15 protein-coding genes are annotated in these 14347 nt (G+C 71.3%); 10 read left to right on the top strand and 5 right to left on the bottom strand.

The window, feature by feature from the left end; genetic code table 11:
• Positions 1 to 91: 91 nt before the first annotated feature.
• A complete protein-coding gene (gene miaA / locus ACSMXR_RS28455; protein ID WP_473170184.1) occupies positions 92 to 1030 on the bottom strand; it encodes a tRNA (adenosine(37)-N6)-dimethylallyltransferase MiaA in 939 nt (312 codons plus the stop codon).
• A gap of 211 nt (positions 1031 to 1241) precedes the next feature.
• Here miaA and ACSMXR_RS28450 point away from each other — a divergent pair, with 211 nt between their 5' ends.
• Complete coding sequence (locus ACSMXR_RS28450) at positions 1242 to 1487, top strand: antitoxin (RefSeq protein ID WP_030080154.1); 246 nt, start codon at positions 1242 to 1244, stop codon at positions 1485 to 1487.
• 63 nt (positions 1488 to 1550) lie between these two features.
• Here the strand turns inward: ACSMXR_RS28450 and ACSMXR_RS28445 are convergent, their stop codons facing one another.
• Both ACSMXR_RS28445 and miaB read right to left on the bottom strand, forming a co-directional pair.
• Positions 1551 to 2270 carry a class III extradiol dioxygenase subunit B-like domain-containing protein gene (locus tag ACSMXR_RS28445; protein ID WP_381793916.1) on the bottom strand — a complete coding sequence of 240 codons (720 nt, stop codon included), beginning with the start codon at positions 2268 to 2270 and terminating at the stop codon, positions 1551 to 1553.
• A 153-nt stretch (positions 2271 to 2423) separates the two neighbouring features.
• Positions 2424 to 3944 carry a tRNA (N6-isopentenyl adenosine(37)-C2)-methylthiotransferase MiaB gene (miaB, locus tag ACSMXR_RS28440; RefSeq protein ID WP_030715951.1) on the bottom strand — a complete coding sequence of 507 codons (1521 nt, stop codon included), beginning with the start codon at positions 3942 to 3944 and terminating at the stop codon, positions 2424 to 2426.
• A 144-nt stretch (positions 3945 to 4088) separates the two neighbouring features.
• Here miaB and ACSMXR_RS28435 point away from each other — a divergent pair, with 144 nt between their 5' ends.
• The gene (locus ACSMXR_RS28435; RefSeq protein WP_137230096.1) at positions 4089 to 5087 is read left to right on the top strand and encodes a TAXI family TRAP transporter solute-binding subunit; all 999 of its coding nucleotides are present in this window, start codon (positions 4089 to 4091) and stop codon (positions 5085 to 5087) included.
• Between the two features lie 48 nt (positions 5088 to 5135).
• On the opposite strand, the gene ACSMXR_RS28430 is transcribed toward ACSMXR_RS28435, so the two are convergent.
• Entirely contained in the window at positions 5136 to 6530 is a 1395-nt protein-coding gene (locus ACSMXR_RS28430) for a sensor histidine kinase (RefSeq protein WP_137230094.1), read from the bottom strand.
• Positions 6531 to 6550: 20 nt separating this feature from the next.
• A complete protein-coding gene (locus ACSMXR_RS28425) occupies positions 6551 to 7243 on the bottom strand; it encodes a response regulator transcription factor (protein WP_030080161.1) in 693 nt (230 codons plus the stop codon).
• Positions 7244 to 7633: 390 nt separating this feature from the next.
• On the opposite strand from ACSMXR_RS28425, the gene ACSMXR_RS28420 reads away from it, so the two are divergent.
• The 8 genes from ACSMXR_RS28420 (at position 7634) to ACSMXR_RS28385 (ending at position 14284) form a co-directional block, all read left to right on the top strand.
• The gene (locus ACSMXR_RS28420; protein WP_030080163.1) at positions 7634 to 8419 is read left to right on the top strand and encodes an amino acid ABC transporter ATP-binding protein; all 786 of its coding nucleotides are present in this window, start codon (positions 7634 to 7636) and stop codon (positions 8417 to 8419) included.
• 33 nt (positions 8420 to 8452) lie between these two features.
• Positions 8453 to 9376, top strand: a complete 924-nt coding sequence (locus ACSMXR_RS28415) for a glutamate ABC transporter substrate-binding protein (RefSeq protein WP_137230092.1) — start codon at positions 8453 to 8455, stop codon at positions 9374 to 9376.
• A 175-nt stretch (positions 9377 to 9551) separates the two neighbouring features.
• Positions 9552 to 10199 carry an amino acid ABC transporter permease gene (locus ACSMXR_RS28410; RefSeq protein ID WP_137230090.1) on the top strand — a complete coding sequence of 216 codons (648 nt, stop codon included), beginning with the start codon at positions 9552 to 9554 and terminating at the stop codon, positions 10197 to 10199.
• Positions 10196 to 11137, top strand: coding sequence for an amino acid ABC transporter permease (locus tag ACSMXR_RS28405; protein ID WP_137230088.1), 942 nt, complete (start codon positions 10196 to 10198; stop codon positions 11135 to 11137). The genes ACSMXR_RS28410 and ACSMXR_RS28405 overlap by 4 nt, the downstream gene beginning before the upstream one ends.
• A 176-nt stretch (positions 11138 to 11313) precedes the next feature.
• On the top strand, positions 11314 to 13026 hold the full coding sequence (locus tag ACSMXR_RS28400) for an FAD-dependent monooxygenase (protein ID WP_137230086.1): 1713 nt from the start codon (positions 11314 to 11316) through the stop codon (positions 13024 to 13026).
• Positions 13027 to 13066: 40 nt separating this feature from the next.
• Complete coding sequence (locus tag ACSMXR_RS28395; protein ID WP_311605579.1) at positions 13067 to 13153, top strand: putative leader peptide; 87 nt, start codon at positions 13067 to 13069, stop codon at positions 13151 to 13153.
• A 73-nt stretch (positions 13154 to 13226) separates the two neighbouring features.
• Positions 13227 to 13850, top strand: a complete 624-nt coding sequence (locus ACSMXR_RS28390) for a cupin domain-containing protein (RefSeq protein ID WP_473170183.1) — start codon at positions 13227 to 13229, stop codon at positions 13848 to 13850.
• Positions 13847 to 14284: a rhodanese-like domain-containing protein gene (locus tag ACSMXR_RS28385; RefSeq protein ID WP_240805823.1), complete on the top strand. Its 438-nt coding sequence runs from the start codon at positions 13847 to 13849 to the stop codon at positions 14282 to 14284. Before ACSMXR_RS28390 ends, ACSMXR_RS28385 begins: the two co-directional genes overlap by 4 nt.
• The last annotated feature ends 63 nt before the right edge of the window (positions 14285 to 14347 follow it).

Below are 14347 nucleotides of genomic sequence, written 5' to 3'. Positions count from 1 at the left end.
AACTCGGACTCCACTGGTGGATCGATGCTCGATGATGGCACGATCACGGGTGCCGAATTGACGGCCGGAGCTTCCCGATGCCATCACGTGATCAGGCTGTGACCGCTCGTTCGACCAACGTCAGCGCCCGGTGCGGGAGTTCCCCCCGGTCACGGTGTCCGCCGCCGAGCCACACGACACGCGGGTCGCGGCGGAACCACGAGTCCTGACGGCGGGCGAAGCGCTTGGTGGCGCGTACGGTCTCGGCCCGCGCGTCGTCCTCGGTGCACTCCCCCGCGAGCGCCGCGAGGATCTGCTGATAGCCGAGGGCCCGGGAGGCGGTGAGGCCCTCGCGCAGCCCGGACTTCTCCAGGGCGCGCACCTCGTCCACGAGTCCGGCCTCCCACATCCGGTCCACACGCAGGGCGATGCGCTCGTCGAGTTCGGGGCGGTCCACGTCGACGCCGATCTGCACGGCGTCGTAGACCGGCTCGTCGCCGGGGAGGTTGGCGGTGAAGGGTTTGCCGGTGATCTCGATGACTTCGAGGGCGCGCACGACGCGGCGGCCGTTGCTGGCCAGGATGGACCGGGCGGCGTCGGGGTCGGCGGCGGCGAGGCGGGCGTGCAGGGCGCCGGAGCCGTGCTCGGCCAGTTCCGCTTCGAGGCGGGCGCGGACCTCGGGGTCCGTGCCGGGGAACTCCAGGGCGTCGATGGCGCCCTTGACGTACAGCCCGGAACCGCCGACCAGGACGGGGGTGCGCCCCTCGGCGAGCAGCCGGTCGATCTCCAGCCGGGCCAGGCGCTGGTACTCCGCGACGCTGGCGGCCTCGGTGACGTCCCAGATGTCCAGCAGCCGGTGCGGCACGCCGTCGCGCTCGGCGAGCGTCAGCTTCGCGGTGCCGATGTCCATCCCCCGGTAGAGCTGCATGGAATCGGCGTTGATCACCTCACCGCCCAGCCGCTGGGCCAGAAAGACCCCCAGATCCGATTTTCCGGCTGCGGTGGGGCCTACGACGGTGATGACGCGGGGGACGGAGGTGGGAGGGGTCACCCGGACAGTCTCCCAAATATCCGGGCCGTCCCGAACACGTCGGGCGGGGCGGGGGGCGCCGCCGGGTGCGGAGAGCGACGTCAAGGATGCGCTCGGAAAACGCCGACGGGCGCTGTAGGGCGAGTAAAAACGGCAGGAACGGACAGGTGACGGACAATGGGGGCGGGAGAACGCTCCCGCGAACAGTCCTCACTGCACGGAAGGTGACCCAATGGGGTTCCTGGACAACCTGAAGGCCAAGCTGGGTCCGGCCAAGGACAAGGTCGGCGACCTCGCGCAGCAGCACGGGGGCAAGATCGAGCAGGGCCTCGACAAGGCCGCGCGCACTGTCGACCAGAAGACCAAGGGCAAGTACAGCGACAAGATCGATTCGGGTACGCGCAAGGCCAAGGAGGCCGTGGACAAGCTGGGGCAGAAGGACGGGGGCACTCCGCCTCCGCCGCCGCCCGCTTCCTGACGCGGTGGCAGTACCCCGGCGGCGGGTACGGAGCCGAGTGCTCCGTGCCCGCCGCCGGTCTGTTCAGGACCAGGCGGCGACGGTGTAGCCCACGCCGTACGGGGCGTCCTCGTACAGCAGCCGTCCGGCGAGCCCGGCGTCCCGCGCGGCGCCGCCGAGCAGCTGCCAGGGGGCCCGGCCGGCCGCCTTGAGCTCGTGGGCGAGCGTGGCGTCGAGCGCCGCGAGGGCGTCGAGGTCGGCGGAGCCGAGCGCTTCGGTGGCCCCCGCGTCGAACGCGGCGGCCCGCTCGTCGAGGTAGCCGGGCGCCTTGAGGGTGCGGCAGGCGCTGCCGTCGCCCATCACCAGGAGCGCGACCCGCTCGGCACGTCCGGCGAGAGCCCGTCCGGCCGACGCGCACTCCTCGGCGGCCTCCCGCTCGGCCACGGCGAGCCCTTCGACGGGGGCGCCCGTCCACCGGGCCCGGCCCAGCAGCCAGGCGCCCACGGTGAGGGACTGCGGCAGCGGCCGGTCCGGGACCGCCGCGCCCCGCGGTGCGTCGCCGAGCGTCACATCGAGGTCCACGCCGACGCCCCGGAAGGTGCCGTGCGCTCCTGCCGGGTAGGGCCCGGCGGAGCGGTCGTCGCCCGGTCCGACCACGACGAGCAGATCCGGGCGTGAGGCGGCGAGCACCCCCACGGCGTCGAGGCACGCGTCCCGCGCGGCGTCGAGCTCGGGGGCGGCTCCGGCGGCGACCTCGGGCACCAGGAGCGGCGGACAGGGGCACACGGCGGCGGCGACAAGCATGCCGGTCAGCGTACTTGCCGGGGGTGCCGGCCGGGGCCGGAGCGCGGGCCGGGGGCCGTCGGCAGGGTCCTCAGCGGCCCGGGCCGTCGGCCGGTGTCGCGGGCCTTGGAGCTCGCGGACCCGGAGCGCCGGCCGACGCCGGGCCCGGGGCCGTCAGCCGATGCCGCAGGCCGGGGCAGCGGCGGCCGGGAGCGGGTCCGGGGCGCCGATGCCGGGGAGGCCGAGCATCACTCCGGCGGGCTTGGCGGCCGCCTCGGTGGTGCGCTTCTCCCAGGCGTCGCCCGCGCGGGTGGACCGTACGGCGAGCGGCGTGCCCTCGGCGAGCAGGTGGTGCGGGGCGGCGTAGGTGATCTCCACGGTCACCACGTCACCGGGGCGCACGGCCTTCTCGGGCTGCGTGAAGTGGACCAGCCGGTTGTCGGGGGCACGGCCGGAGAGGCGCTGGGTGGCGCCGTCCTTGCGGCCCTCGCCCTCCGCGACCATGACGTCCAGGGTGCGGCCGACCTGTTTCTTGTTCTCGTCCCAGGAGATCTGCTCCTGGAGGGCGGACAGGCGCATGTAGCGCTCCTGGACGACCTCCTTGGGGATCTGGCCGTCCATGTCGGCGGCGGGGGTGCCGGGGCGCTTGGAGTACTGGAAGGTGAACGCGTTGGCGAACCGCGCCTCGCGGACGGCGTGCATCGTCTGCTCGAAGTCCTCCTCGGTCTCGCCGGGGAAGCCCACGATGATGTCCGTGGAGATGGCGGCGTCCGGCATCGCGGCGCGCACCTTCTCGATGATTCCCAGGAAGCGCTCCTGACGGTAGGAGCGGCGCATCGCCTTCAGGATGGTGTCCGATCCCGACTGCATCGGCATGTGGAGCTGCGGCATCACATTGGGCGTCTCGGCCATGGCGGCGATGACGTCGTCGGTGAAGTCACGGGGGTGCGGCGAGGTGAAGCGGACGCGCTCCAGGCCCTCGATCTTTCCGCAGGCGCGCAGCAGCTTGGAGAAGGCCTCGCGGTCGCCGATGTCGGAGCCGTACGCGTTCACGTTCTGGCCGAGCAGGGTGATCTCGGAGACGCCCTCGGCGACCAGGGCCTCGATCTCGGCCAGGATGTCGCCGGTGCGGCGGTCCTTCTCCTTGCCGCGCAGGGCCGGGACGATGCAGAACGTGCAGGTGTTGTTGCAGCCGACGGAGATGGAGACCCACGCGGCGTAGGCGGACTCGCGGCGGGTGGGGAGCGTGGAGGGGAAGGCCTCCAGCGATTCGGCGATCTCGATCTGCGCCTCTTCCTGGATGCGGGCGCGCTCCAGGAGGACCGGCAGTTTGCCGATGTTGTGGGTGCCGAAGACGACGTCGACCCAGGGGGCCCGTTTGACGATGGTGTCGCGGTCCTTCTGCGCGAGACAGCCGCCGACGGCGATCTGCATCCCGGGGCGCTTGGTCTTCATGGGCGCGAGACGGCCCAGGTTCCCGTACAGCTTGTTGTCGGCGTTCTCGCGCACCGCGCAGGTGTTGAAGACGACGACGTCGGCGTCGCCGTCGGAACCCTCGGGCGCCCGGACGTAGCCGGCGCCCTCCAGGAGACCCGACAGCCGTTCGGAGTCGTGGACGTTCATCTGGCACCCGTAGGTGCGCACCTCGTAGCTCTTCTGGACGTCCACTGCTTCGCTCCGGTTGCCGCTGCTCATGGGACAAGGGTAGGCGGTTGCCGGGCAGGCCCCTCCCGTAGCCTTCCGCAACCTTCCGCCGCCCCTCCCGTGGCCGTCCGCTGTGGGCCGGGCCTCACGGGGAAGCCTGGCCAGGGGGGTGGGTGAGCTGGCAGGATCGCGCGCATGTTCCACGCTCTGTCCCGATTCGGCCGCCGGCGCACCCTGCAGACGGGCGCCGTCCTCGCGGTCGTGCTCGGGCTGCTCGCGTGGTGGCTCCAGCCCCAGGGGGACGGTGACCCGAGCGGGTCGCTCACCTTCTCCACCGGGGTGCCCAGCGGCGTCTACCAGCGGTACGGGGAGCGGCTGGAGGGCGCGCTCGCCAAGGACATGCCGGAGGTGTCCATACGGCTGCGGACCAGCGAGGGGTCGCAGCAGAACCTCGCCCGTGTGGCGACCGGCGAGGCGGACTTCACCATCGCCACCGCCGACGCCGTGGCGACCTATCTGCGGGACGGAAGGCCGGGGGCCCAGCGGCTGCGCGGCTGCGTCCGGCTGTACGACGACTACGTCCAGCTGGTCGTCCCCCGCGACTCCGACATCCGCACCACCTCCGACCTGCGGGGCAAGCGGGTGGGCGTCGGCCAGCAGGGCTCCGGGGTGCGGCTGGTCGCGGACCGGCTGCTGGCGGCGGCGGGGCTCGATCCGGCCGAGGACATCACACCGGTGCCGGTGGGCATCGACACCATGCCCGTACGGCTGACCCAGGGCCGGCTCGACGCCTTCTTCTGGTCGGGCGGGCTGCCGACCGCGGCCGTGCAGGAGCTGTCGCAGCGCTTCGACATCCGGCTGGTGCCGCTGGAGGCGGCCCTGGTCGCGAAGTTGCAGGCGGCGACCGGCCCCACCCGCTTCTACCGGTCGGCGATGATGCCCGCCGACGCCTATCCGGAGGCCCAGCAGGGTCAGTCGGTGCCGACGGTCGCCGTCGCCAATCTGCTCGTCACGACCGACCGCACGGACGCGGCGATGACCGAGGCCTTCACCCGGACGGTGATCAACAGCCGGGACCGGATCGGGCGCGAGGTCCACGCGGCGCAGCTGGTGGATCTGCGGACGGCGATCTACACGGATCCGCTGGATGTGCACGACGGGGCGAAGGACTACTACCGCTCGGTGAAGCCGTGAGCGCTCCTCGGCGAGGGTGCGAGGCTTCCTGACGCGGAGACCGACGGCTCAGCCGCCCGGCCGTTCGCGGGGCAGCGAGACCGTCACCCGCAGGCCGTGCGGTGGGTGGTGCTCGTACGCGATCGAGCCGCCGCCCGCCGCGAGCAGCACCCGGGAGATGGAGAGGCCCAGGCCCGATCCGCTGACGTTCTGGTGGCGGGTGCTGCGCCAGAAGCGGTCCCCGACGCGCTCCAGCTCCGCCTCGGTGAGGCCGGGGCCCCGGTCGGCGACGACGACGGTCGCCGCGACGGCTCCGGCGGCGACGGTGACGGTGACGTCCTCTCCTGCCGGGGTGAACTTCAGGGCGTTGTCGATCACCGCGTCCAGGGCGCTGGAGAGCGCGATGGGGTCGGCCCAGGCGGTGGCCGCCGGGGCTCCGTCCAGGGTGAGGGTCACCCCCTCCCGCTCCGCCATCGGCCGCCAGGAGGCGACCCGCTCGGCGGTGAGCGGGACGACGTCGATCAGCTGGAGGTCCGCCTCGGCGTGCTCGGCCAGCGCGAGGTCCAGGAGGTCGTCGAGGACCCGGGCCAGCCGCTTGCCCTCGGTGCGCACGGCCGCGATCTCCTCGCTGCCCTCGGGCAGTTCGAGGGCGAGGAGCTCGATGCGCAGCAGCAGGGCGGCGAGCGGGTTGCGCAGCTGGTGCGAGGCGTCGGCGACGAAGGCGCGCTGCTGCTCCAGCACGTCCTCGACGTTGTCCGCCATCTCGTTGAAGGAGCGCGCCAGGCGTCGGAGCTCCGGCGGCCCGGCGGAGGCGGCGACCCGGGAGCGCATGCGGCCGCCGGCGATGTCGTGGGTGGCGGCGTCCAGCGTCCGCACGGGCAGCAGGACCCAGCCGGTGAGCCGGACCGCCGCGCCGACCGCCACCAGCAGCGCCAGCGCCTCGCCGAGGCCGATGAACAGCCAGGTCCGCAGGATCCGCGACCGCATCTCGCCGGTGGGCGAGTCGATGACGACCACGGCGACCACATCGCCGTCGCGCACCACGGGCGAGGCGACGACGACACGGCCGTCGCGCCAGGGCCAGACCTGCGGCGGGTCGTGCGAGCGGCGGCCCAGCAACGCCTCGTCGAAAGCCGTACGCCCCTCGCCCTCGGCGGGCAGGCTCCAGAAGCTGGGGGCCTTGGCCAGGGCCCGGTCGTCCCGGAAGAAGACGCCGGCGCGGATGTCGTACACCGAGGTGTAGACCTCCAGGTCGGTCTGGAGGGTGCGGCGGCGCTCCTCGCTGTCCGGGGAGGTGTCGGTGATGGCCTGCGCCAGGGCGGCGAACCGCGCGGTGTCGTCGATCCGGTCGATCACCAGGCGCTGCTGTTCGGCCGCCGCCACGCTGACCGCGAGCGGCAGGCCGAGGGTGAGCAGGATGGCGGCCATCAGGACGATGAGCAGCGGGAGCAGACGGGAGCGCACCGGGGAAACGTACCCGCCGGTTACGCGGACGGCGCGACGAGCCGGTAGCCGACGCCCCGTACGGTCTCGATCAGGGCGGGCAGCCGCAGCTTGGAGCGCAGCGAGGCGACATGGACCTCCAGCGTGCGCCCGGTGCCCTCCCAGCTGGTGCGCCAGACCTCGCTGATGATCTGCTCGCGGCGGAAGACGACACCGGGGCGCTGGGCGAGGAGCGCCAACAGGTCGAACTCCTTGCGGGTGAGCTGGACTTCCTCGCCGTCGACGCTGACCCGGCGGGTCGGCAGCTCGATGGCGACCGGCCCGAGACGCAGGGCGGCGACGGGGGTCGGCGCGGTGTCCTCGCCGCTGGTGGTGCGCCGGGCGACCGCGTGGATACGGGCGAGCAGCTCGCCGGTGTCGTACGGCTTGGTGACGTAGTCGTCGGCGCCCAGGTTGAGTCCGTGGATGCGCGAGCGCACATCGGCGCGGGCGGTGACCATGATCACGGGGGTGGCGGTGCGCTTGCGGATCTTTCCGCACACCTCGTAGCCGTCCTGGTCGGGCAGGCCGAGGTCGAGGAGGATCACCCCGAAGGGCTCCTTCTCGGCGGGCAGCAGCGCGCGCAGGGCCTCCTCGCCGTTGCGGGCGTGCACGACCTGGAATCCGTGCCGGGCGAGCACGGCGGACAGGGCCGCCGCGACATGGTCGTCGTCCTCGACGAGCAGCAGTCTCATGGCCCTCCTCTGGCGTGTCTCCCGGGGCCGTCCGGCTCCTCGGGTTGCGTCGGCGCCACCGTTGCACGGTGTCACCAGGTGTTATCTCACGTTTCACGCCGCTTCACCCGGAAGATCGCCTGCGAGACCTTCCGTTCATCAACGCTTCGCGTCTTCCTTGCTCAAGGCATCCACGCCGATGAGCGGCACACCAGTCAAGAGCCTGCCGGTTACAGCAGGGTTTCCGTTATGCACCCGGTACGCCCCGGGGCGGCGCGTGACGTCCCGTTCACGCGGAGTGTCCGGTTGCCGCCGGATCGTTATGCTCAATTTCCGCTCAGATGTAATGACGTTGGTCGCACTGCGTCATTAGTGTCCCTCTTCAACCGAGGAGGACGGAGCAAGAAGCCGATGAGCGGAGTTTCAGTGACCAAGGACGCCGAGGATGCCGCGCCCGCGGCGAACGACCTGGTCGTACTGAGCAACGTCAACAAGCACTTCGGCGCGCTGCATGTGCTCCAGGACATCGACCTGACCATCGCCCGTGGCGAGGTCGTGGTCGTCATCGGGCCTTCCGGGTCCGGCAAGTCCACGCTGTGCCGCACGATCAATCGCTTGGAGACGATCGATTCGGGAGCGATCTCGATCGACGGCAAGCCCCTGCCCCAGGAGGGCAAGGAGCTGGCGAGGCTGCGCGCCGACGTGGGCATGGTCTTCCAGTCGTTCAATCTCTTCGCACACAAGACGGTGCTGGAGAACGTCATGCTGGGCCAGGTCAAGGTCCGCAAGGCCGACAAGAAGGCGGCGGAGGAGAAGGCCAGGACACTGCTCGACCGGGTGGGCGTCGGCGTACAGGCCGACAAGTACCCGGCGCAGCTCTCCGGTGGCCAGCAGCAACGCGTCGCGATCGCACGGGCGTTGGCGATGGACCCGAAGGTCATGCTCTTCGACGAGCCCACGTCGGCTCTCGACCCGGAGATGATCAACGAGGTCCTCGAGGTCATGCAGCAGCTGGCCCGGGACGGGATGACGATGATCGTCGTCACCCATGAGATGGGCTTCGCCCGTTCCGCCGCCAACCGCGTCGTGTTCATGGCCGACGGGAAGATCGTCGAAGAGGCGACCCCCGAGCAGTTCTTCAGCAATCCGCGCAGCGACCGGGCCAAGGACTTCCTGTCGAAGATCCTTCACCACTGACGACAACGACCTACGAACTTAAGGATTGTTCACATGAAGCTCCGTAAGTCCGCCGCCGTCGCGGCCATCGCCGTCCTCGCCCTGACCGCCACCGCGTGTGGTGGCAAGGAGGGCTCCGCCGGTGACAAACCGGGCGGCACGCAGCCGGGTTCCTCCGAGGCCCCCGCGCTGCCCACGTACACCGTGGCCAAGGACGTCGCCCTGGACTCCCCGGTCTTCAAGAAGGCCAAGGAGCGCGGCAAGCTGGTTCTCGGCGCCAAGGCCGACCAGCCGTTCCTCGGCTTCGAGGACCAGTCGACCAAGGAGCGCTCGGGCTTCGACATCGAGATCGCCAAGATGGTCGCGGCCGACCTCGGCTTCTCGGACAAGCAGATCGAGTGGAAGACCGTCGACTCCGGCGTCCGTGAGACGGCCATCTCCAAGGGCCAGGTCGACTACTACGTCGGCACCTACACGATCAACGACGAGCGCAAGAAGCAGGTCGGCTTCGCCGGTCCGTACTACAAGGCCGGCGCGGACCTCCTGGTGCGCGAGGACGAGACGTCGATCACCGGCAAGGAGTCGGTGAAGGGCAAGAAGGTCTGCTCGATCGTCGGTTCCACGCCGCTCCAGGAGATCAAGAAGCCGGAGTACGGCGCGAGCGTCGTCGAGCTGGCCAAGTACTCCGACTGCGTGCAGCAGCTGCTGACCAAGCAGGTCGACGCCGTCACCACGGACGACTCGATCCTCAAGGGCTACGCCGCCGCCAACAAGGGCAAGCTCAAGGTCGTCGGCAAGCCGTTCACCGACGAGCCCTACGGCGTCGGCCTGAACAAGGACGACAAGGTGCTCCGCGAGGCCATCAGCAAGTCGCTGGAGGACCGCGTCAAGGACGGCACGTACAAGAAGATCTACGAGGCCACGCTGGGCCTGTCCGGTTCGGAGTACGTCGACCCGCCGGCCATCGAGCGTTACTGACGCCCTCGGGCGCCCGGCACCGCCGGGCGTCCGAGCTCCGACACCTGTCACGACGCCCCGCGAATGACCCAGGCGTCCCGTAGGCCGCCGCCGTGCCCCTCTCCCCGGGGCCGGTGTGCGTACGGGGCGCTCCTTCCCCTGCCCCGATGCCGATGACCGCCGACGCGGAGACCTCATGAACGTACTGCTCGACAATTTTCCAGCGTTCCGCGACGGCTTCATAGGAACTGTGTCGATCACCGCCGTCAGCTCGCTTATCGCCCTGGTTCTCGGTGTCGTCGTCGCCGGATTCCGCGTCTCGCCGGTGCCGCCGCTGCGGTACTTCGGCACTGCGTGGGTCACGTTGATGCGCAACACCCCGCTGACACTGCTCTTCCTGGTCTTCTTCTTCGTCGTGCCCGAGATCCTCTTCCCGGGGATGAGCCCATTCGTCCTCGGCTCGCTGGCGCTCGGCTTCTACACCTCGTCGTTCGTCTGCGAGGCGGTCCGCTCCGGCATCAACACCGTGCCGCTGGGGCAGGCGGAGGCCGCACGCTCGATCGGCATGACGTTCGCCCAGACGCTCCAGATCGTGGTGCTCCCCCAGGCGACCCGGACCGTGATCCCGCCGCTGAGCAGCATCTTCATCGCGCTGACCAAGAACTCCGCGATCGCCGGCGCCTTCAGCAACACCGAGCTGTTCGGCTGGCAGAAGCTGATGAGCGACAAGGGTTACGACATCATCCCCGTCTTCATCTGGGTGGCCCTCGGCTACCTGGTCGTCACGTTTACCATCAGCGGCCTCTTCCGGCTGCTGGAGCGTCGTATGGAGGTCGCCCGATGAGCGCCAGCGTTCTCTACGACGCCCCGGGTCCCAAGGCCGTCGTCCGCAACCGGATCTACGCCGTCGTCGGCACCCTCGCCATCGCGGCGCTGCTCGTCGTCAGCGTGCTGCGCCTCGCCGACAAGGGCCACCTGGCGCCCGAGATGTGGGACATCTTCAACTACGCGGGTATCCGGCAGAACATCGCTGATGCCCTCGTCGCCACGCTCAAGGCCTTCGGACTGGCCGCGATCGGCTCGCTGATCCTCGGTGTGCTCCTGGCGGTGGGCCGGCTCTCCGACCACAAACCGGTCCGCTGGGCGGCGACCGCCTTCATCGAGCTGTTCCGCTCACTGCCGCTGCTGATCACCATCTATGCCATCTGGGTCGGCTTCCTCACCGACTACTCGATGTGGGCACTGGCGGCGGGCCTGTCCATCTACAACGGCTGTGTGCAGGCCGAGGTGCTGCGGGCCGGGGTCAACTCGGTCCCCAAGGGGCAGAGCGAGGCCGCGTACGCGCTCGGCATGAGCAAGACGCAGGTCATGATGACGGTTCTGATGCCGCAGGCCGTCCGGTCGATGCTGCCGACGATCATCAGCCAGCTCGTGGTGACGCTCAAGGACACCTCGCTCGGCTTCATCATCCTGTACCCGGAGCTGCTCCAGACCGCGCGTCTGATCGCCTCCAACACACAGGTGAACGGGATCTACCCCTACGTCTCCACCACCATCGTCATCGGCACGATCTACATCGCGATGTGTCTGCTGCTCTCGGCGCTGGCGACCTGGATCGAGAAGCGCGGCCGCCGCGCCAAGACCGGCATCAAGGTGGCGCCCGGCGTCCAGACCGCCACCATCCCCACCGTGGGCGCGCTTCCCGGCGTGGACGCGGGGGGCGCAGGGGGCGCAGGCCCGACGGACGGCGGTGCCGGTGGGACCGGTGTGACGGGCAACTGACCTCCCGGGGGCCTTCCCGGCCCCTCCCGGCAGGAGCATTCGAGGCAGCGGCGCACGCGTCGCTGCCTCGGTCACTTGACGCAAGCACCACCAGTGGGTTGCATACGTTCTGTGATCACGCACCCGGCTTCCTATGCCACGTTCCGCATGACCGTACGGGCCGGAGGGTACGCGCCGTGGACCCGGTGATCGTCGTCGGCGCCGGGCCCGTCGGCCTGACGCTGTCGCTGGCCCTCGCCGCCCAGGGCGTCCCCTCGGTCGTTCTCGACGAGGGCCCCGGCACGGAGGAGCCCCGTCCCGCCCGCACGGTCGTGCTGCGCGAGGACACCGCCGACCTGGTGGGCCGCCTGGGCTGCCGGGAGCTGGACCGCGTCGGGCTGCGCTGGGCCGGATGGCGTTCGATGCGCCGGAAGCAGCTGGTCAGGGACGTGCCGCTGAGCGGGGGCCGCGGGCACGAGGAGGCCGAGGAGCCGCTCCCCGGGCTCCTTCCCGCGCCGCTCCATGTTCCGCAGCACGCGCTGAGCGGCGCGCTGCGTGCGGCGGTGGACAAGGCGCCGCTGGTCCAGCTGGTGCCGATGAGCCGGATCGACACGCTGGAGCAGGACCCCGACGGCATCACGGTGCACACCCGGGAGCCGGGATCGACCTGGTGGCGCGGGAGTTATCTGGTCGGCTGCGACGGCGCCCGGTCGACCGTGCGCAAGCTGCTGGACATCCGGTTCCCCGGTCGTACGGCGGTGGAGCGGCACGCCGTCGCCGCGCTCCGGGCCGAACTGCCCTGGCCCGACGAGGCCGTTCTGCACCGGCAGCCTCCCTGGCGGACCGGGGGCGCCGAGATCTCCGCCCGGCCGCTGCCGGACGGCGTCTGGCGGCTGGACTGGCTGCTGCCGCCGCGCGGCGAACTGGTCACCCCCGAAGCCCTGGTCACCCGCATCCGGGACACGCTGGCCGGCTGGTGCGGCGAGACCCCGGCGTACGAACTGCTGGACACCGGCGTCCACACACTCCACCACCGGCTCGCCCGGCGCTGGCGCAAGCAGCGCGCCTTCCTGGCCGGGGACGCGGCGCATCTGCTGGGCGCGCTGGGCACGCAGGGGCTCGACGAGGGGCTCCGGGACGCCGAGAACCTGGCCTGGAAGCTGGCCCACGCCTGGCACCACGGACCGGCCGAGCAACTGCTCGACAGCTACCAGGCGGAGCGCCGGGCCGCGGTGGCCGCCCGGCTGCGCGCCGCCGACCAGTCGCTGCCGATACTGCGCGGCGGAGGCGGCCTGCGGACCCTGGTCCCGGGCGCCGCGCGCGGTCACGACACCCTGCTCTCCGACGGCCATCTGGGCTGTGGAGCCCTCGGTGCGCCCCCTTCGTACTCACACTCCCCTCTTGCGCCTCCGCACGCCGAGGCGCACACCGTTGTCGGTACGCCCCCCGGTGCGCCGGTCACCGATGTGACGGTGACGGCGCCGGACGGAACGACGGCACGGCTGCGGGAGCGGCTCGGGCAGGGCAGACCGCTGGTGATCCTGGTCGCACCGGGGACCGGCGTCTGGGACCGGCGGCACTGGCGGACGGCCGGCGTCATGCCCCGCCTCACAGACGCCGTCGCCGCGCTCCCGGGGCCCACGGAGCTGCTGGTCACCGAGAGCTATCCGGGGGCATCGGCCCATACCGTTCTGCTGGTCAGGCCCGACGGACATCTGGTGGCGGCCTTCGGCGGCGTACGGCCCGCGGAGCTGTACACCGCGGCACGGGCCGCGCTGGGCGGTACGCCGCGCGGCGCGCGGGAGCCCGCGGAACCGGAGGACGGCGAGGGCGGACAGGGCACGGACCACGAGCGGCCACCCCGGGCACGGGCACGGGTGCACGCCGACGGGACCGCCGCGATCACCTGACCGATTGACCGGCACAGGCGCGCATGGTGTACTCCAGATCATGACCGACACCGATGTGCGCCTGTGGCGGAGGGTCCATATGGACCTCGTCCGTTACGCGGGCTGCGTGTGTCGCCCGTCCTGCTGAATCGCTTTCCTCTGCCGGTCCGTGCCGCTTTCCGCACGGCCGGGATCCCATGCGAACTCTCAGGACGGTCCTCGTGTCTTCCCCTCACTCCGCCGTGCCCACGGCTGTCTCCGTTCCTTCCCCTTCCGCCCCTGTGGCCGCCACTGCGCCCGCCTCCGCCGGGTCCTCTCCTGCCGGGTCCTCCGCTGCCGGGTCTTCCGCTGCCGCGCCGACGGTCGCGGAGCTGATGGACTTCGTCCGCGACGCCGCCCGGGACGAGAACCTCATCGCCTCGCTCCCCCTCGACCCGGAGGGCCGCACCTGGATCCGGCTCGACGGGCCGGGCGGCAGCGAGGCGTGGCTGATCGGCTGGCCGCCGGGCACCGGCACGGGCTGGCACGATCACGCCGACTCGTTCGGCGCGTTCACCACCGCGTCCGGCGCCCTCAAGGAACACTCGCTGGCCGTGCGGCTGCCCACCGACGGCTGGAAGACGCTGGAGCTGACGGAGGGGGTGGACCGGTCCAGGGTGCTGGCGACCGGTCAGGGCCGGGCGTTCGGCCAGAACCACGTCCACGAGGTCCTCAACGAGTCCACCGACACCCACGCGGTCTCCGTCCACGCCTACTACCCGCCGCTGCCGCGGATCCGCCGGTTCAGCCGCACCGGTGCGGTGCTCCGCCTGGAGCAGACCGAGCGCCCGGAGGACTGGCAGTGAGCGCGGACCGGAACGAGACGTTGAAGGACGCCTCGACGCCGGTGGGCACTGCGCCGGTGGGCATCGACGAGCTGCTGGAGCGGGTCCGGGCCGACTACGACCGGATCGGCCCGGCGGAGGCAGCCGCGGCGGCGGAGGCCGGGGCCCTGCTGGTGGACATCCGGTACGCCGCCCTCCGCGACCGGGACGGACTGATCCCGGGCGCGCTGGTCGTCGAACGCAACGAGCTGGAGTGGCGGCTCGACCCCCGGGGCAGCCACCGCGCCGCCGAGGCGGTCGGCCACGACCTCCGGATCGTCGTCATCTGCAACGAGGGTTACGCCTCCAGCCTCGCGGTCGCCTCGCTGCGACAGCTGGGCCTGCACCGGGCCACCGACCTGATCGGCGGCTTCCAGGCGTGGCGGGCCGCGGGACTCCCGGTCGCCTCCGTCTGACACCTGGGACCTGACACCCGGGGCCTGACACCTGAGTTCGGGTGCCGGGCCCCGGGTGTCGCA

The sequence above is a fragment of the Streptomyces sp. DSM 106670 genome, from assembly GCF_055792845.1.
Note: the sequence above shows the minus strand (reverse complement) of the source record. Positions and strands in the feature narration are given on the sequence as shown.